This is a genomic window from Actinomyces sp. MRS3W, assembly GCF_032465695.1.
Taxonomy (GTDB): domain Bacteria; phylum Actinomycetota; class Actinomycetes; order Actinomycetales; family Actinomycetaceae; genus Actinomyces.
On the sequence record NZ_JAWDJJ010000332.1, the window covers coordinates 18,240 to 36,492 of the forward strand.

17 protein-coding genes are annotated in these 18,253 nt (G+C 68.8%); 4 read left to right on the forward strand and 13 right to left on the reverse strand.

Going from position 1 to position 18,253, the window contains the following annotated elements; all coding sequences use genetic code 11:
• Positions 1-218: 218 nt before the first annotated feature.
• Positions 219-716: a 2-C-methyl-D-erythritol 2,4-cyclodiphosphate synthase gene (gene ispF / locus RWX45_RS12540; protein WP_316024068.1), complete on the reverse strand. Its 498-nt coding sequence runs from the start codon at positions 714-716 to the stop codon at positions 219-221.
• 356 nt (positions 717-1,072) lie between these two features.
• On the opposite strand from ispF, the gene RWX45_RS12545 reads away from it, so the two are divergent.
• The 3 genes from RWX45_RS12545 to RWX45_RS12555 all read left to right on the forward strand — a co-directional run bounded on the left by RWX45_RS12545 (position 1,073) and on the right by RWX45_RS12555 (position 4,519).
• Positions 1,073-2,410: a methyltransferase domain-containing protein gene (locus RWX45_RS12545; protein ID WP_316024053.1), complete on the forward strand. Its 1,338-nt coding sequence runs from the start codon at positions 1,073-1,075 to the stop codon at positions 2,408-2,410.
• A gap of 9 nt (positions 2,411-2,419) precedes the next feature.
• Entirely contained in the window at positions 2,420-3,931 is a 1,512-nt protein-coding gene (locus RWX45_RS12550) for a serpin family protein (RefSeq protein ID WP_316024054.1), read from the forward strand.
• Between the two features lie 138 nt (positions 3,932-4,069).
• Positions 4,070-4,519, forward strand: coding sequence for a GNAT family N-acetyltransferase (locus tag RWX45_RS12555; RefSeq protein ID WP_316024055.1), 450 nt, complete (start codon positions 4,070-4,072; stop codon positions 4,517-4,519).
• A 15-nt stretch (positions 4,520-4,534) separates the two neighbouring features.
• On the opposite strand, the gene RWX45_RS12560 is transcribed toward RWX45_RS12555, so the two are convergent.
• The 9 genes from RWX45_RS12560 to RWX45_RS12600 all read right to left on the reverse strand — a co-directional run bounded on the left by RWX45_RS12560 (position 4,535) and on the right by RWX45_RS12600 (position 12,341).
• Entirely contained in the window at positions 4,535-5,215 is a 681-nt protein-coding gene (locus RWX45_RS12560) for an HAD family phosphatase (RefSeq protein WP_316024056.1), read from the reverse strand.
• Positions 5,212-5,790 carry a hypothetical protein gene (locus tag RWX45_RS12565; protein ID WP_316024057.1) on the reverse strand — a complete coding sequence of 193 codons (579 nt, stop codon included), beginning with the start codon at positions 5,788-5,790 and terminating at the stop codon, positions 5,212-5,214. Before RWX45_RS12565 ends, RWX45_RS12560 begins: the two co-directional genes overlap by 4 nt.
• Positions 5,787-6,599 (reverse strand): HAD family hydrolase, encoded by an 813-nt coding sequence (locus RWX45_RS12570; RefSeq protein WP_316024058.1) that lies wholly within the window; start codon positions 6,597-6,599, stop codon positions 5,787-5,789. Before RWX45_RS12570 ends, RWX45_RS12565 begins: the two co-directional genes overlap by 4 nt.
• Positions 6,600-6,684: 85 nt before the next feature.
• Positions 6,685-7,158: a hypothetical protein gene (locus RWX45_RS12575; protein WP_316024059.1), complete on the reverse strand. Its 474-nt coding sequence runs from the start codon at positions 7,156-7,158 to the stop codon at positions 6,685-6,687.
• Between the two features lie 90 nt (positions 7,159-7,248).
• The gene (locus tag RWX45_RS12580) at positions 7,249-8,118 is read right to left on the reverse strand and encodes a PTS system mannose/fructose/sorbose family transporter subunit IID (RefSeq protein WP_410050722.1); all 870 of its coding nucleotides are present in this window, start codon (positions 8,116-8,118) and stop codon (positions 7,249-7,251) included.
• 32 nt (positions 8,119-8,150) lie between these two features.
• Complete coding sequence (locus tag RWX45_RS12585; protein ID WP_316024060.1) at positions 8,151-9,008, reverse strand: PTS mannose/fructose/sorbose transporter subunit IIC; 858 nt, start codon at positions 9,006-9,008, stop codon at positions 8,151-8,153.
• 57 nt (positions 9,009-9,065) lie between these two features.
• Positions 9,066-9,560: a PTS sugar transporter subunit IIB gene (locus tag RWX45_RS12590; protein WP_316024061.1), complete on the reverse strand. Its 495-nt coding sequence runs from the start codon at positions 9,558-9,560 to the stop codon at positions 9,066-9,068.
• Positions 9,560-10,012: a PTS sugar transporter subunit IIA gene (locus RWX45_RS12595; RefSeq protein WP_316024062.1), complete on the reverse strand. Its 453-nt coding sequence runs from the start codon at positions 10,010-10,012 to the stop codon at positions 9,560-9,562. The genes RWX45_RS12590 and RWX45_RS12595 overlap by 1 nt, the downstream gene beginning before the upstream one ends.
• Positions 10,013-10,169: 157 nt before the next feature.
• Positions 10,170-12,341 carry an NAD(+) synthase gene (locus tag RWX45_RS12600; RefSeq protein WP_316024063.1) on the reverse strand — a complete coding sequence of 724 codons (2,172 nt, stop codon included), beginning with the start codon at positions 12,339-12,341 and terminating at the stop codon, positions 10,170-10,172.
• A 1,103-nt stretch (positions 12,342-13,444) separates the two neighbouring features.
• Between RWX45_RS12600 and RWX45_RS12605 the strand changes: the two genes are divergently transcribed.
• A complete protein-coding gene (locus tag RWX45_RS12605) occupies positions 13,445-14,263 on the forward strand; it encodes a glycerophosphodiester phosphodiesterase family protein (RefSeq protein ID WP_316024064.1) in 819 nt (272 codons plus the stop codon).
• A 27-nt stretch (positions 14,264-14,290) separates the two neighbouring features.
• Here the strand turns inward: RWX45_RS12605 and RWX45_RS12610 are convergent, their stop codons facing one another.
• The 3 genes from RWX45_RS12610 to RWX45_RS12620 form a co-directional block, all read right to left on the reverse strand.
• Positions 14,291-14,995 carry a TetR/AcrR family transcriptional regulator gene (locus tag RWX45_RS12610; protein ID WP_316024065.1) on the reverse strand — a complete coding sequence of 235 codons (705 nt, stop codon included), beginning with the start codon at positions 14,993-14,995 and terminating at the stop codon, positions 14,291-14,293.
• A gap of 111 nt (positions 14,996-15,106) precedes the next feature.
• On the reverse strand, positions 15,107-17,815 hold the full coding sequence (locus tag RWX45_RS12615) for an ATP-dependent Clp protease ATP-binding subunit (protein WP_316024066.1): 2,709 nt from the start codon (positions 17,813-17,815) through the stop codon (positions 15,107-15,109).
• Between the two features lie 117 nt (positions 17,816-17,932).
• Positions 17,933-18,253: hypothetical protein (locus tag RWX45_RS12620; protein WP_316024067.1), on the reverse strand; the 321-nt coding region annotated here is incomplete at its 5' end.

Below are 18,253 nucleotides of genomic sequence, written 5' to 3' on the forward strand. Positions count from 1 at the left end.
GACCACCAACGCTCGGTTGGACCGTTTTTGCGCGGTTGGACCGTCTCAGCCGCTGGCTCAGGCAGTCCAACGGGGCGTAGGCAGTCCAACGGGGCGTAGGCAGTCCAACGGGGCGTAGGCAGTCCAAGCGGGCGTGGGCAGTCCAAGCAGAGCGACCCTCCGAGTGGTGGACCGCGGGTGTCGTGAGCCGCGTGTGGGGCTCCGCGGACGCTGCCCGCCTATGCCTGAGGCACCGGCCACACCAGCGCGGTGGCGACGGCGGCCAGCCCCTCCTCACGGCCGAGGCTGCCCAGGTGGTCCGTCGTCGTCGCGGAGAAAGCAACCGGCGCGCCGGCGGCCTCCCGCAGGGCCGCAGCAGCCTCCTCCATGCGCCCGGCCACGCGCGGGCGCGAGCCGATGAGCTGTACCGCGACGTTGCCGATCTCGAAGCCAGCCTCCCGCACCCGTTTAGCGGTCTCGGCCAGCAGGACGGAGCCGGCGGCGCCCTCCCACTGCGGGGCAGCGGTGCCGAAGTTGCTACCGAGGTCCCCCAGTCCGGCCGCAGACAACAGGGCGTCGCAGCAGGCGTGGGCGACAACGTCGCCGTCGGAGTGCCCCTCCAGGCCGACCTCGCCCGGCCAGTTCAGGCAGGCCAGGTTCAAGGGGACATCAGAGTCGGGGGCAGCGAAGGCGTGTACGTCGGTACCGATGCCGGTGCGTGGCGTCCACCGGGCGATCTGCTCGCGGTAGGCGGCAAGGTCGGCCGCGGAGGGCGCAGCCGGGCCGGCGGAATGGCGGGCGGCGCGCCGTGCAGGGGCATCGTTCACAGGTTGGTCACTCACGCATCACAGTCTGCCGCAGTTCGGGGTGCCGACGGCGCACCGCACGGAGGCCCCGCGCGTCGGCCGGGCAGAGGCAGGCGATTGCGGCCGGCCGCTGAGCGGCGCTCGTCGGAAGGGGACGGTGAGCGGCACTCGTCGGGAAAGGACGGTCCGCGCGGCACGCGGATAACGGGTTCACGCGCTGGCCGGCCCGGAGTTGCTGGCCGGCCCGGAGTTGACGCGGTGTCGGATCAGGGCCGGACAATGCCCTCATGGATGCCCCCGTGAATGCGGCTCGAACCGCGCCGACGTCGTCGGCGTCGCTGTGCGCGCTGCACGACGCCGGCTCCTGCCGTTCCTGCCCGTATCTAGCGGTGCCGCTGCCCGCCCAGTTGGAGCGCAAGCAGACACGCATCGCCGCGCTTCTGGCCGATGGCGCAAGCCCCGTCCCGGCCGCGGCCTGGCAGCCGCCGGTCGCGAGCGCGCCGGAGCGCTTCCGCAACAAGGCGAAGATGGTGGTGACCGGTTCGGTCGCGCACCCGGTGCTGGGCGTGCTGGGTCCCGATCGCCGCGGCGTGGATCTGCGCACGTGCCCGCTGCACGTTCCGGAGATTGAGGCGGCCCTGCCCGTGCTCGCACGCACCATCACCGAGCTCTCGCTGACGCCCTACGACGTGTCGCGGCGCCGCGGCGAGCTCAAGTATGTGTTGGTCACCGCCTCCCCCGACGGCGATCTCATGGTGCGCTTCGTGCTGCGCAGCCACCGGCACGTCGACGCCCTGCGCTCGGCGCTGCCTCGCCTGCAGCGGGCGCTGCCGACGCTCGCCGTGCTCAGCGTCAACATCCAGCCGGTGCACCAGGCCATTATCGAAGGCCCGGAGGAGATCGTGCTGACGCGCGAGGATCGCCTGCTCATGCGGCTGCATCTGCCGGAGCTCGCCGCCAGCACGAAGGACGCACCCGCGGCAGGGGAGCTTCGGGCGGAGACGCGGGAGCTGCCGCTGTATCTGCCGACGCGTTCCTTCTTCCAGACGAATACGGCCATCGCGGAGCGGCTTTACGCCACGGCGCGCCGGTGGGCGGACGAAGCGCTCGCGGTTCCCGGTGCGGCGTCCACGGCCCCGCAGACGCCGCTGCAGGTGTGGGATCTGTTCTGCGGCGTCGGGGGCTTCGCCCTGGCGCTGGCAGGGCCGGGCCGACGCGTGCTGGGGGTGGAGGTGTCCGCGCCGGCGATCGCGGGCGCACGGGCCGCCGCCAGGCTCATGCGGCTGGACGACCGGCAGGTGCGCTTCGAGTCCGGTGACGCCTCGGTGCTGGATCCGGGTAGCGGGCCGGCGCCGGACCTGCTCGTCGTCAACCCGCCGCGGCGCGGGATCGGCGCCGAGTTGGCGGAACGCATCGAGCGCTCGGGGGTGCAGCACGTGCTGTACTCCTCGTGCAACCCGACGAGTCTGGCCACGGACTTGGCGCGGATGCCGTCCTTGGAGCCGTACCGGGCGCGGCTGTTCGACATGTTCCCCCACACCGACCATGCCGAGGTCCTCGTGGCTCTGCGCCGTTCCCCTGGCAGCGTCAGGAGGCCGGACGCGGACCGGGCGAGGATGAACTAGCCTAGCGGCATGGCGAGCAACGACGCTTCACCTGCACCCCTCGAATACGACGGCAAGCCCATGCGCCGGCCGCTTGTCAACGTGTCCCGACGGCACCTGCTGACGCTGCCACCCGTCGTCGCCGCAATGGCCACCCTGGCCGCGTGCGGCTCCTCCACCAACCAATCCCCGTCCACGGCGTCGGCGACGCCATCCATGACCGGCGCCGACGGGGCAACCCAGGCCATCGCCTTCCATACCGACGTCGAGCACCAACAGGTCGCGCTCGAGGACGCTCCCGCTCTGGGCAGTGCGGTCGCCGCCTGCCACACCCTGAGCGAGGCCATGCTGCGCCGGCAATTGCGCGATCAGCCCGGCGGCAACGCACTCGCCTGCCCGGTGGGCCTGTCCCTGGCGATTGCGCTGCTCTACGCCGGCAGCGACGCCCCCGGCCAGGGTGTGGACGCCCTGCTGGGCACGCAGGAGGCCGACGCAAGCGCGACCGCCGCCCCGAGCACGGACGGCACCATGCGGGACCTGACCTGGTCGGCGTTGCAGAACAGCCTGCTGGCCTACAACCCGGATGAGGCGACGCTGGCCGCTTTCGACCCCGACCAGATCCCAAACGATCCGCTCCTCCACATCGCCAACCGGGTGCTGCTCGTCGGCGACGACCCCGAGGTGGAGCAGAGTTACCTCGACGCCGCCCAGCAGTGGTACGCCGCCACCACCGAACACGCCGCCCGCGAGGACGCCAAGGCCGTCCTCGATGCCTGGGCCAAGCTGCACACCGGGGGACTCATTAAGGAGTCCGGCGTCGAGATCCAGCCGCAAACGCGCCTCGTTCTGCAAAACGCCCTCCTGTTCGCCGCTCAGTGGGCCGACATATTCATGGCGGAGGACACCTACGAGCAGGACTTCACCCTGCTGGACGGGTCCACGATCCAGGCCCGGCTCATGCACGGCGAGTTCTTCCTCACCTACGCCCAGGGCGACCGTTGGCAGGCGGTGCGGATGCCCTACCTGGAGGCCTCGGGAACCGGTTCAAGCGACGCCGGAGATGACGGGGATTACCACGACCGCTTCGTCATGGACGTCATCCTGCCCGACGCCGGCGTCGCCCTCGACGAACTGCCCGAGGGCACGTGGGCGCAGGCCACCGCCGAGTTGACCACCAGCCAGGCCGAGAACGCCGAGAACAGCAAACGAGTCGAACTCGCCCTGCCCACCTTCGACCTGGAGTCGGGGACCGTGGACCTACTGCCACTGTTCCCCGACCTCAACGTGACCCTGGACTCGCTGGATCACATCGACACGGGCCTGAATGTCGACCAGGTGGTGCAGCAGGTGCGCCTCATGGTCAAGGAAGAGGGCACCGTCGCCGCGGCCCTCACCGAGATCGGCGTTGGCGACTCCGCGCCCCTGGAGGAGGACAAGCCCCTCGAGTTCATCGTCGACCACCCCTTCAGCCTGCGGATCGTGGACACTTTCACCGGACTGGTGCTGGTTGAGGGCGTCATCGTCGACCCGACCCCCGCATAGCTCGTCGGCTCACGCCCACCGCATACCGGCCCGCACCGCCCGCATGCTGCGCACCCCACGTTCGTCATTCATCACCAATGGCCTCCGGCCCGCTACGCTCGTACACGGTCCATCCCTACGCAACCTTCAGGAGTCCCCATGAGCGTCGACGTCGTCACCCAGTCCACCCCCGAGCTCGTCGAGGCGATGGAACGCCTCATCCCCCAGCTGTCCCGCAGCGCCCCGGCACTGACCGCCGAGCAGTGCCAGGCGCTCGTCGCCCAGCCCGGCGTGTACCTGTTCGTCTTCCGCCCCGACACCCCGCTCGCTGACGGCTCCACCCCCATCCTGGGCATGCTGACCCTGGCGACCTTCACCATCCCCACCGGCCTGCGCGCCTGGGTGGAGGACGTCGTCGTCGACGGCGAGGCCCGCGGCCAGGGTGCCGGGCAGGCGCTCGTCGAGGCCGCCGTGGCCTATGCCCAGTCGATCGGCGCGCGCACCGTCGACCTCACCTCCCGTCCCAGCCGCGAGGCAGCCAACCGCCTGTACCGCCGCGCCGGCTTCGCGCTGCGGGAGACCAACGTGTACCGCTTCTCCGGCGAGTGAACGGGCGCGAGTCCGTTAGTTCTCCGCCCACAGCAGCAGGTGCGGGGTCACGGCCTTGAGGTCCGGTACGACGACGAGTCCGGGGTCCGCCGGGAAGTGCTTGCGCCCACCGATCTGGATGACGCGCAGGTCATTGGAGCGGGCGGAGGCGGCGCCGGTGGCGGAGTCCTCGACGGCGACGCATTCATCCGCTTTCAGGCCGAGTAGTCGCAGCCCGGCGGCGTAGGGGGCGGGCGTGGGCTTGCCCGGCAGGCCGTCGTCCCCGGTCACGGCGCCGACGAAGACATCGCCGAGCGCGTGGGCGACCGCCGCGACGATCGGGCGCGGCGACTGGGTGACGATCGCCTGGGCGAGCCCGACTTCCAGCAGGGTCTGGGTGATCTCGCGGGCGCCCGGCACCAGGGGCGGGTCCGCTCTGACGGCGGCCTCAACATCGGCGGCCATACCGGCGAAGATTGCTGCCGCCGCCGGGTCTGCCGCCCCACTGGCAGCGCCGGTGGCGGCGATGAGCTCATGAGTGCGGCGAATGGAGGCGCCTTCAATACCCGCAACCTGCGCATCGGTGACGGTGCCGCCGGCCGCCTCACAGCGACGTCGGAAAGACTCATTCCAGAACGGCTGGGAGTCGATGAGGGTGCCGTCCATATCCCACAGGACACCCCTGACGTAACGACCCACGCTGCCGACGACGCTCATCTCGCGTCCCCAGAGGAATCGCCGTCGGGCGGAAGCGAATCCGCGCCGCCTTCGGTGCTCGGGGCGACACTCTTTCTGGCAGGCTTCTTCCCCGTCTTCCCGGCTTTGTGCTGCTGACGAGCCCGACGGCGCTCCCGCTTGGCCTTCTCCGCACGCGCCCACTCGATCCGCTCGCTCAGCCGGGCGCGGGTATCGGGCGTGAGCATCTTGTTGTCCTCCAGCATGCCGCCGGCCCGCAGCTCGGTGAAGTCGAGGTACTCGGGGTTGGCGGTGCGCGCATACTGCCGCTCGGCCTCATGCAGATCCGACACGTCGCGCGCCACCTGCCGCTCGATCATATGGCGCCCCAGCAGCAGGAAGACTGCCAGTACCAGGGCAACGACGGAGCCGTACCCCCGGGTCAGCGGATACAGCAACGCCGCCAAGATCGACAGCCCCATGACCGGGCCCATCATGCCGTAGGTGTAGCCCTCGGGACGGCCATCGTGTCCGCGGGCCCAGTTGCGGAGCTTGGCGCGTCCGTCCGGATCGCCTCCGTTGAACCAGTCACGCACGCGCTTGCCGAGGTTGCTCATCGCTCCTCCTTTCGGGCGTGGGACTCCCCGAGCAATCCATCGATCAATTCGGCCATGGAGCTCACCGACCGCTCGCAGGCCGCGACGACTTCCGGCGGGGACCACGGCAGGCAGATGCCGTGGTCGGCGACGGCGTGCATGGAGATGTCGTTCCAGGAGTCGCCCACGCTCCAGGTCTCGATTCGTTCGCCCGGCAGCGGGCCGTCGACGGCGGTGAGGGTGGAGACCAGCTCGGTCAGGCCGGCGCCCTTGGTGGCGCCGGCGGGGACGACGTCGAGGAACTCCTGGTTGCGGACCACCTCAATCTGATCCGCCCAGCGTGCGGTCAGCTCGGCCATGATGCGCTCGCGTACGACGTCGTCGCGCACCCGCATGGGCACGCCGATGAAGCGGTGGTGGGGCATCTGCGCCACCGACATGGGCAGGAAGATCTCCAGGATGGGGGAGGTCTCGTGATAGGTGTCGGACAGGATGTGGTCGGCCTCAATGGTGGTGCCGAAGACGGTGAGCCCGTCGATTCCCTGCAGGGAGGTGACGATGCTGTGGGCGACGCCGTCGGGCAGGTAGCGGGCCGACAGGATCCGGTAGGCGCCGTCGATGAGGACGGCGCCGGTGAAGGTGACGGCGTAGTCGAAGTCGAGGCCGGCGGAGGTGAGGGTGTTGCGGGTTGCGAAGACGGATTTGCCCGTGTCGACGACGAGCAGATTGCCGGCGTCGCGCCAGCGCTGCATGGCGCGCAGGTCGGCGGGACAGACCCGCCGGTCGAACAGGACGGTGCCGTCCAGATCAGTGGCGATGAGTTGGCGCACGTATCTCTCCTGCCAAGCCACAATATGCGATAGGTAACAGTTTACTGATAGCGGGGCGGCGCCGTGTCGGACAATCGGCGGAATTTCAGCCGAGGATGAGGCGGGTGAGCGCTACTACCGTGAGCACCCCGCCGATCGCCATCTCGATCATGCCCCAGTACTGCATCGGCACCCAGAACAGGGTGTGCCGGTTGCGCAGCGCCTGCTCAGCGCGGGATCGCTCCTGCGCCACCAGATAGCCGACCTGCTGGAGAGCCTCCTCGGCACTGCGCGGTGCAGGCACGCCCGCAGCAACCGGCAAAACACCGGTCTGGACGCGATTCCACAACTCCGTTTCGACGGCACGAACGTGGGAGTCGATCTCCTGCGTCGGCCGCGTGACATTGAGCCGGTGGCCCAGCAGCCACCCGGCGACGCCGAAGGCGAGGAAGCCCAGGCCGAAGCTCAGCATCACGAGTGAGCCGTTCTCGGTGACACTGGTTGCCATGGCGCCGCACATGGCCCCCAGGAAGAAGAATGCAGCGGCGACACCGCCCCAACCGCGCCAGACAATAATCATGGCGTCACCGTAACCGGATGCGTCCGCAGATCACAACCCGATCACGCTGGGGCCGCTCATGGTTGAGAAGCGGCCCCAGCGCGCGGGTGTCTACAGGCCCAGCCAGCCGGTCCAGGCGCCGAGGATGCCGATGACAAACATGCCGAGGATGATCCACAGGGCGTTGATCTTCTTATTCAGCAGCCACATGCATAGGAAGGTCAGGCCCAGGGCGGCGACGCCGGGAAGCAGCTGATCGAGGATGTCCTGCAAGCTGGTTTGCGTCACCGTGCCGTCGTCGGCCGTCACCGAGGTGACAATGCCGGGGAATTTGATGGTCGTCCAACTCGCCACCAGGGCTCCCATGACGAACAGACCGGTGATGGCGGCGGTCTGAGTGATGCGCTTGAGCTGGCCACCGCCGACTTCGCTGACCATGGCGGTACCGCGCTCATAGCCCCACTTGAGGCCATACCAGCGCACCAGGATGCGGATGATATTGATCCCCAGGAAGTAGATGATCGGCCCGAGCAAGGAACCGTTCATCGCCATTGCAGCACCCAGCGCTCCGAGCACCGGGCGGACGGTCCCCCAGAAGATGGGGTCGCCGACGCCCGCCAGCGGCCCCATGAGCCCGACCTTGACGTTGGTGATGGTGTCGTCGCCGATGTCCTCGCCCTTGGCGCGCTGCTCCTCCATGGCGGCGGTGACGCCGAAGACCACCGAGGAGATCCACGGGTGGGTGTTGTAGAACTCCAGGTGACGCTTGAGCGCGGCCGCCTGTTCGGTCTTGTTGGAGGGATAGAACTTCCGGATCGCGGGCATGAGGGTGATGCAGAAGCCCATGGCCTGCATGCGCTCGAAGTTGAACGAGCCCAGCAGGAAGGTGGAGCGCCAGTACATGCTCCGCAGATCGCGGTCGGTGAGCATGCGCCCGGTGTCGGGTGCGGCGTCGGTGTCAGTGGACATGTCAGTGGACATGGTTGTGTTTCCTTCCCTGTTCCTTGCCGCGGTCAGTCGAGCTCGTCATCGAGTTCGTCATCCAGGTCGTCGTCCAGGCCGCCGGAGCCGCCGCCCGCAGCGACGGGAGCGGGTCGCGGCAGCTGCACCGACTCGTGGAACTCGGGGTTGAGCTGGACGTAGATGAGAGCCAGGCACACGCCCAGGATGCCCAGGGCCACGAGGGTGATGCCGGTATCGAGGGTGGTCATGAATTGAGCGAAAATGAAGCCGATGAAGAAGAACGGCATGAGCTTGCGCGCCCGCATCATGTTGATGACCATGGCGTAGCCGACGACGACGATGAATCCGCCGGCGATCTGCAATCCCTGGGTGATGACGTCTGGAATCGATTCCAGGGCCCGTTGCACCGCGTCTCCGGAGGCGACGACGGCGACGGCGGCGGTGGGGATGGCCACGCGCAGCCCCTGGAGGGACAGGGCCAGGTAGTGCATGATCTGAATGCCACGCGTATTGGCATTCTCCGCGAAGCGGTCCGCCTGGTGGGCGAAGAACACGTTGATGGTGCGTACGAAGATGGTCAGCGCCTGGCCGGCAACGGCCAGGGGCACGGCCACCGCAATAGCCTCCTTGCTGCTCTGCCCGCCCGCGATGGCGATGACGGTGGAGACGGTGGAGGCAAGCGCGGCGTCGGGGGCCATGGCGGCGCCAACGTTCATCCAGCCGAGGCTGAGCAGCTCGAGGCTGCCGCCGACCATAACGCCGGTTTTGAGGTCGCCGAGAGCCAGGCCGGTGAGGGTGCAGGCAATAATGGGTCGATAGAACATGCGTTCGTCCAGAACCGAGTCGCAACCGGCGAGGAAGGCCACGAGGGTGACGAGGATGATCTGGACAGCACCGATGTCATGCATAGGAGTGCTTCCTGTAGGGACAAATGAGGGATTAAGTCGCTTAAGAGCCCGGTGGGCTCAGTTCATGAAGCCCTTGGACTTCAGCGCCTCCATGAGGCCGGAACGACCGGAGGAGGGGACCTGCTGGATGTACTGCGTGATGCCGCGGGAGTCGATCTCCTTGAAGGCCTCCACGTCCTCATCGGAGACGTAAACGGCCTGGGAGAGGGCCTTGGTTCCCTGCTTGAAGGTCATGCCGCCGACGTTGACCTCGTCCGCCTGGATGCCCAGGTCCAGCAGGCGCACAATGTCGGCCGGAGTCTCGACGACGATGACGGCCTTGAGGTTCTCGTACTTGGGGTTCTTGTAGACCCGCCCGGCCTTGGCGACGGTGAGCACATGCACCTTGACCTTGCCGCCGCCGGTCTGGAGCATGAGCGTTTTGCGCAGCTCGTCGTTGGCGGCGCCGTCGGAGACGGCGAGGATAGCCTCGGCCCCGAGCGAGCCGGCCCAGTTGTTGGCGACCTGGCCGTGAACCAGGCGTGAATCGATGCGCAGCAGCTTGATGTCCATCAGAGCTCGTCTCCTTCGTCGTCGTCGGAATCGGTGGTGGCGGGTGGGGTGAAGATCTCGGAGAGCACCTTGACGCCGGCCACACCGGAGGCCTTGGCGACGTCGACGAGCTCGGTCAGGTCACCCCCGGTGAGTCTGCGGCCGAGCACTTCAATGAGCATGGGCAGGTTGACCCCGGTGACGACGTCGGCGTCGTCGCGGGTGGCGGCGAAGCGGGCGGCGGCGTTGTAGGGGCTGCCGCCGAGGAGGTCGACGAGCACGAGGAACTGGGTGGATGCGGAGGAGTCGACGGCGCTGGCGTACTTGGCCAGCAGGTCATCCGGCCCCTCGCCGGGATCGAAGCTGATAGGGACGACGTCATTCTGCGGTCCGGCGATCATGACGGCGGAGTTGAGCAACTCCTCCGCCAGGTGACCGTGGGCCGCAACGATGACTGCAACTGATGCTGACAATTGCGGGCTCCTGCCAGTGGATACGCCGCCAGGGTGACGGCACAGGGTAATGACATGTGTCATGAGCCGCTCTGTCATGCCTCATGCGACAGGGAGTGCCACTTCGTTGAGCATGGCGACGGGCTATGACGAAGCCCATAGTAGCGTGCGGCGGACCTCAGATCACTGGAACGTTGCGTTCAATGTCGGCGATCCAGGGAGCGGAGTCGGCGTCGGAGGGCATACGCCAGTCGCCACGCGGAGACAAGGTGCCACCCGCCACGACCTTCGGCCCGTTGGGCAGCGTCGAGCGCTTGAACTGGCTGGAGAAGAAGCGCCGGAAGAACACCAGCTCCCACTTGCGGATGTCGGCGAGCGTGTAGGCGACCTTCTCCTCCTCGGGCAATCCCGCCGGCCAGTCGCCGACGCTCGGGTCGGCCCACGCCTTCTCGGCGAGGAAGGCAATGCGGGAGGGTCGTGCACCGTGGCGCAGTACGTACCACAGGGTGAAGTCCTGCAGAGCGTAGGGGCCGATGCGCGCCTGGGTGGACTGAATCGGCTCGCCGTCGGTGGCGGGGACCAGCTCGGGGCTGATCTCGGTGGCCAGGACGGCCAACAGCACCTGGCTGGCTTCCTCCGAGAAGATCTGCTCGGCCACCACCCAGCGGATGAGATGCTGAATGAGGGTCTTGGGGACGCCTGCGTTGACGCCGTAGTGCGCCATCTGGTCGCCCACCCCGAAGGTGCACCAGCCCAGCGCCAGCTCCGACAGGTCACCGGTCCCCAGGACGATGCCGCCGCGAGCACCGGCAATGCGGAACAGGAAGTCGGTGCGCAACCCTGCCTGCACGTTCTCGAAGGTGACGTCGTAGACCTCACGGCCGCGCTCACCGCGCCCGTAGGGGTGATCCATGGTGGCGAGCATCTGCTCGGCGACGGGCCGGATGTCGAGCTCCTCGACGTGGCAGCCCAGGGCGCGGGCCAGGGCGAGGGCGTTGTGCTTGGTGGCGGCGGAGGTGGCGAAGCCCGGCATGGTGATGGCGTGGATATCCGTGCGCGGGCGGCCGAGCCGGTCCATGGCGCGGGCGGCGACGATGAGCGCGTGGGTGGAGTCCAGACCGCCGGAGACGCCGATGATGATCTTGGGGTTGCCGATGGCGCGCAGCCGCTGCACCAACGCGGCCACCTGGATGTTGTAGGCCTCGTAGCAGTCCTGAGCGAGCCGGTCGGGGTCGCCCGGAACGAAGGGGAACCGGTCGACGACGCGACGCAGCCCAATGTCCGTGCGAGGCGCAGCTAGGTCGGTGCGTGGGATGACCACGGTGCGGAAGGCGGTCGCAGCCTCCGGTGCTGCCCCGGCGCGCTCCAGGCTGCGGCGGTTGTCGTCGAAGGTGCCTTGGCGCAGGCGCTCCGCGCGCAGGCCCTCGAGGTCGACGTCGACGACGGTGGCGCGCGGCCCGTCGGGAAAACGCTCGGTCTGACCCAGCAGGGTGCCGTTCTCGTAGACGAAGGTCTGCCCGTCCCAGGCGAGGTCCGTCGAGGACTCGCCCGACCCGGCTGCGGCGTACACGTAGGCGGCCAGGCCGCGGGATGAGGAGGTGCGGGCCAGCAGTCGGCGTTCCTCGGCACGGCCGACGGTGACCGGGGAGCCGGAGAGGTTGACCAGGACGGTGGCGCCGGCCAACGCCGCGAGCGACGACGGCGGCACGGGCACCCACATGTCCTCGCAGACCTCGACATGGAAGGTGAAGCCCGGCACATCCTCGACGTCGAACAGCAGCTGCGCACCGAGGGGCACGCGGGCGCCGTCGTCGTCGGGGCCGACCCCGGGCAGCAGGATCGCCTCGGGCAGGGGCCCGTCGCCGGCGGCAAAGTGCCGGGTCTCGTAGAACTCCCGGTAGCTGGGCACATAAGACTTGGGAGCGACGCCGCGCACCGCCCCGCCCTGAATGACGACAGCGCAGTTGAGCAGGCGGTTGCCCACCCGCAGGGGCGCCCCGACGACGAGCGCGGGCAGCAGTTCGGCACTGGCGGCCCGGATGGTCTCGAGGGCCGCCAGGACGTTGGCCAGAAGCAGGTCGTCCAGGAGGAGGTCATCAATGGAGTAGCCGGTCAGCGTGAGCTCGGGGAAGGCGGCGAGCGCCACGCCGTCGTCGGAGAGCTCGCGGGCCTTGGCGCTGACGGCGTCAGCGTTGGCCGCGGGATCCCCCAGCACCACGGGCAGGGTGACGGCCGCGACCCGCGCGAAGCCCTGGTCGTAGGCGGAGTGGAAGTGAAAGGCGGAGCGCGCGTCCACATCCGTCGTCGCCGTGAATTCCGCCGTGCTGCCCGGGTTGGCCGTAGAGTCCATGGGGATGATCCTGGCACAGCTGCGTTGACGGCGCCTATGGGTTACCTGGGGCGCACCGGTTTTCCCGTGCCCTATCGAGATCGGTTGGGACCGCCGCCCAGGCCGGTCACGTGGTAGCCGAGGGGATGCGAACGACCTTGCGGTACCGCATGCGAGATGCGGACTCGGGAGCGGACCCGCACAACCGCAACCCATCCGTAATCGTTCTCCCGCATAAATCCGGTGATTTTGGGATGGATTAACCAGGCGGGCTGTCCTATGATTGAGCTCGTCGGAACGCTCGCGGCATCGAGGAGGTTCAGGGACTCTGATGACATGCCGGCGCGTATGGGGTTGACGCGTTTCAGGGACCGCGCCCCCAGGTCCGACAGAGGCCCCGCGCCGATGGCGCGGGGCCTCCTTTTTTGCCGTTCCACCAGCAGCATTGCGGACCCGCAAGGTCGCTGACACCTACCGCGAGGACGTGTGAGGACGCCGCCCCCGGTCAGCCTCCCAGACCCTCTTCACCGAGACCGGCACAAGTAACATGCCGAAACCGGCACTAATGACGTGCCGAAACCGGCCGAAGTTGCTGAGGGCGGGCTAAGTCTCGGGGTGTCGGCCGAGGCTTTGTCGCGTGATGGTGGGCATGTGGCCCATGACTGTGCCTTGGCGGTTGGCGCTGGACTCGTGGCTGTGTCTACTACGCCTGTTCGGGGTTTGCTACGCCACTTGGGGGTTTGTTGAAGGCTTCCGAGGCCTTCAGCAGACCCCTAACCGGCGTACTGGTCGGTGAAGTGGCGTAGTAGTTGCTCACGCCAACAGCCGTCTCAGATGACGACCGCCTGCACACGGGTGGGGAACGGACCAGTTGTGCGGGGATCGACACCGCTTGCGCCTAAGAGGGTGCATGCCGGCAGCGCCCGGCGAGCTGGTGCGAGCAGTGGGCAACGAGTCGGGGATCTGACAGGGGCACCGTCTCCCGGGACTGACAAGACTTGACCGGTTTGGGCACGTCATTAGTGCCGGTTTGGGTGAAGGGGCAGGCGTGCGGTGTCTGCTTGTGGTTGCGGGCCGGCATTTCGTGGCCTCTCCAAGCGCAGGACCGGTGCCAGGATCGGGCTATGAGCATGCCTCGTCCACGCGCCTACCCCGCTGACCCCTCGCCCGCACCGGTGCCGCCCGGCACCCGGACCGTCCTCGCCCATCGCGGCGCTGCCGCCCTCGCCCCCGAGAACACGGTCGCCGCCTTCCGCCGGGCCGCACAGGAGGGGGCGCAGTGGGTGGAGCTCGACGTCGACGTCATCGCCGACGGCACCCTCATCGTCATCCATGACTCCCGGCTCGACCGGACCACGAACCGGACCGGCTCGTACTACGACCTGGCGGCCACCGACCTGGCCGCCATCGACGCCGGCGCGTGGTTCACCGCCGACGACGGAACTCACCCCTACGTCGGGGAGCCCCTGCCCACCCTGGACGCGGTGCTCGACGTCGTCGCCGAGTACGGGCTCGCGGTCAATGTGGAGCTCAAGTCCTGCCAGGCCGGGGCCGTCGCCTGCCGCAGGCTCGTCGACGGCGTCGCCGACCGGCTCGACCGTCACGCCGAACGCTCGGGCGCCGACGTCATCGTGTCCTCCTTCAACCCGCTGCTGCTGGAGCGGATGCGGCAGCGCCGCCCGGGAACGGACCTGGCGCTGCTCACGGATTCCCGGCTGCTGACCGACGACTGGCGTTCCTACGTGGAGCAGTTGGGCGCCGTGGCCGTCAACCCGAGCGACGCCTACCTCACGCGCGAACGGGTCGAGGAGATCCGCTCTCTGGGGTACGGGGTCAACGTGTGGACCGTCAACTCCCGCGAGCGGGCGCAGGAACTATTCGACTGGGGAGTCACCGGCATCTTCACCGACCGCGTGCACGAAATGGGTGCTCTGCATCGCTGAACCGGCGCCACCGCGCAGCGGCACGGGCTAGGCGCCGGCAGGCTCGATCCGCCACTGCTGTTTCAAGCCGTCGACGTACAGGCGCACCTCATCGACCATCCCGGTTCGCACATTCTCGGCGGCCGCGGTGCCGGGAGTCGTCGAGCACAGCCACTGAATCTGCAAACCGTCGCTCAGGGCCATGAGGGAACGCGCAATGAGCCGGGAGGGGGCCTCGGCACGCACCGTTCCCGCGGCCTTGCCCCGTTCCAGGCTCTCCTCCACCTGGGCAACCGAGGTCTCCAGGTGGCGGGACAGCCAGGCGTGCGCCGGATGGTGAGGGTCGAGGACGGCGGGGGTGGTCGCGGTGTAGATCGCCACCAGCTCGCGGTGGTGGGTGTTGTGCTCCACGAGCGCAACGAAGGAGTCGAGCAGGGCCCAGGGGTCGTCCATGAGCTCGTCGCCCAGAAGACTCGCCCGATCCTGACGATCACGCCGCTCAAGCACCTGCGCGAACAGCGCCTCCTTGGAGGCGAAATGGTGCAGGAGCCCGGCCTTGGAGATCTCCGCAGCCGCGGCGATGTCGGCGAGCGACGTGCCGGCGTAGCCGTGGGCGCCGAAGAGCGCCACGGCCTCGTTGAGAATGCGTTCGTGCTTGTTCTCGCTCCCGGCCGGCGGGCGCCCCGGACCGCGCCAACGCGCGCCCCCGGAACCGGAAGCGGATACGGGCGAGGTGTTGCTGTGGCCGGCCATGGCCTCATTCTCGCACCTTCCACAAGCCGGGCCCGGACAACCACCAGGATGTCCGGGCCCACCTGCCGTGGCCCGACCGGCTGTGCGAGGTCACCGCAGCCGGGCCGCGGGCTATGCCACCGGCGTGGCCGCCGACGGCGCCCATGCCTCGCCGCGCGCCGTGAGCGCCAATCCGGCGAGCACACCCTCGGGACTGACGTCGACCAGCACCTCCTGGCCGTCTAGGACCTCGCCCGCCAGAATCATCCGGGCGAGCTTGTCCCCGATTTCGCGCTGGACCAGGCGGCGCAGCGGCCGGGCCCCGAAGGAGGGGTCGTAGCCCTCGTCGGCGAGCCACTCGCGGGCGGCGTCGGTGACCGTGAGTGTGAGCCGGTGGCTCTGGAGCCGCTCGGACATGCGAGCCAGCTGGATGTCGACGATCTTGCCGAGCTCCTCCTTGGTGAGCGCGTCGAAGATCAGCGTGTCGTCCAGCCGGTTGAGGAACTCCGGCTTGAAGGCCGCCCGCACCGCCGTCATCACCTCGTTGCGCTTCTCCTCCGGGGACAGCAGCGGGTCGATGAGGAACTGGCTGCCCAGGTTGGAGGTGAGCACGAGGATGGTGTTGCGGAAGTCGACCGTGCGCCCCTGACCGTCGGTGAGCCGACCGTCGTCGAGCACCTGCAACAGGATGTCGAAGACCTCCGGGTGGGCCTTCTCCACCTCGTCCAGCAGCACCACCGAGTAGGGACGGCGCCGCACCGCCTCGGTGAGCTGGCCGCCCTCCTCGTAGCCGACGTACCCCGGAGGGGCCCCGACCAGGCGCGCCACCGAGTGCTTCTCGGAGTACTCGGACATGTCGATGCGCACAATGGCGCGCTCGTCGTCGAAGAGGAAGTCCGCCAGGGCCTTGGCCAGTTCGGTCTTGCCCACGCCCGTGGGGCCGAGGAACAGGAAGGAGCCGGTGGGGCGGTCGGGGTCGGACACGCCCGCACGGGAGCGGCGCACGGCGTCGGAGACGGCGGCGACGGCGGTCTTCTGCCCGATGAGTCGCTCGCCGATGACGTCCTCCATGTGCAGCAGCTTGGCCTGCTCGCCCTGCATGAGCTTGCCGACCGGGATGCCGGTCCAGGCGGAGATAACCTCGGCGATCTCGGTGGGGCCGACCTTCTCGGCGATCATCGGTTCGGGGGCGGCGCCTTCACGCTCGACCCCGTCCGGGCCGACGACGGTGGTGTCGGCGGCCTCGACGTCGCGGATCTGCTTCTCCAGGGCGGGCATCTCGCCGTAGCGCAGGCGCCCGGCCTCCTCGAAGCGGCCTTCGCGTTCGGCCAGGTCCGCCTTGGTGCGCAGTTCATCCAACTGCGCGCGCAGCTCACCGACCTTGTTGTGACCGGCCTTCTCCGCCTCCCAGCGGGCGTTGAGGGCGGTCAGCTTCTCGGAGGCGTCGGCCAGCTCGGCGCGCAGCCGCTCCAGGCGTTCGACGGCGGCGGGGTCGGAGTCGCCGCCCCCGCGTTTGTCGGACAGCGAGTCGGCCAGGTAGGACTCCTCCATGCGCATGCGGTCCACGCGGCGGCGCAGCTCATCGATCTCGACGGGGCTGGAGTCCAGCTCCATGCGCAGCCGGCTGGCGGCCTCATCGATCAAGTCGATGGCCTTGTCGGGCAGTTGGCGGCCGGTGATGTACCGGTCGGACAGGGTGGCCGCGGCCACGAGCGCGCCGTCGGAGATGGTCACCTGGTGGTGCGCCTCGTACTTGGGGGCAATGCCGCGCAGAATGGCGACGGTGTCGTCAACGGAGGGCTCTCCCACGTACACCTGCTGGAAGCGGCGCTCGAGGGCGGGGTCCTTCTCCACATGCTCGCGGTACTCGTCCAGCGTGGTGGCGCCGACCAGCCGCAGCTCGCCGCGGGCCAGCATGGGCTTGAGCATGTTGCCGGCGTCCATGGCCCCTTCGGAACCGGCGCCCGCGCCGACGACGGTGTGCAACTCGTCGATGAAGGTGACGATTTCGCCGTCGGAGTCCTTGATCTCCTTGAGGACGGCCTTGAGCCGCTCCTCGAACTCGCCGCGGTACTTGGCACCCGCAACCATGCCGGCCAGGTCCAGGGCGACGATGCGCTTGCCGCGCAGGGAGTCGGGGACGTCACCGGCGACGATGCGCTGCGCCAGCCCCTCGACGACGGCGGTCTTGCCGACGCCGGGCTCACCGATGAGGACGGGGTTGTTCTTGGTACGGCGGGACAGCACCTGCACGACCCGGCGGATCTCCGCGTCGCGTCCGATGACCGGGTCGAGTTTGCCCTCGCGGGCGGCCTCGGTGAGATCGGTGCCGTACTTCTCCAGGGACTTGTAGGTGCCCTCGGGGTTGGGGGAGGTGACGTGGGCGGAGCCGCGTACCTGCGGCAGGGCCTCACGCAGCTTCGGGGCGGTGGCCCCGGCGTCGGCCAGAATCTTGGCGACGGGGTCGGCGGAGGCGTTGCCCGCAGCCAGGCCGATGAGCAGGTGCTCGGTGGAGACGTAGTCATCCGACAGGTTCTTGGCCTCGGTGCCGGCGGCTTCGAGGGCGGCGAGGAAGGCACGGGAGGGCTGCGGCTGGGCGACGGAGGAGCCCGAGCTGGCCGGCAGGGAAGTCAGCACGCGGCGGGTGGCTGCGCCAATGCCCTGGCGCGCGGCCGGGTCGGTGACGACGGCGGCCAGTAGTCCGGCCGCGACGCCGTCGGCCTGGCCGAGTAGTTCGGCCAGCAGGTGGGCGGTGTCGACCTGCGGGTTGCCGGCGGCCGCGGCGGCCTGCATGGCGCCGGAGATGGCCTCCTGCGAGCGAGTAGTGAAGTTGGTGTCCATGGGACCTCCTTGACGTGGATGCCCGGACTGAAACCGGTCCGGAGTTCTGCACGCCTCAACCGACGCAACCTTGAGTCTATTCCACTCAACTTTCAAATGCAGCACAGGTTCCCGGTATCAGGGACGAGTCAGCAACTGGACAGCGCATGCAATCCGCTCGGGCGCATCGACCATGACCAAGTGCCGGGAGTTGGGCAGAGACACCCAGCGAGCGGCGGGAAACGCAGCGCGCAGCACGCTGCGCCTGACGGGGTCGTAGTACCGACGCGCCTCCAGCAGCACCACCGGAGCCTTGACGCCGCCAGGCCGCGAGCGCCGCAGTGCAGCAAGCGCCGCCGCCTGGTCGCGGTAGGCAAGCCACTCGGCAGCGCCGGCGGTGAGGGCCTCGGCGTCGTATCCCCGCACGTCGACCAGCCGGGCGAGCGCATCGGGGCGGGT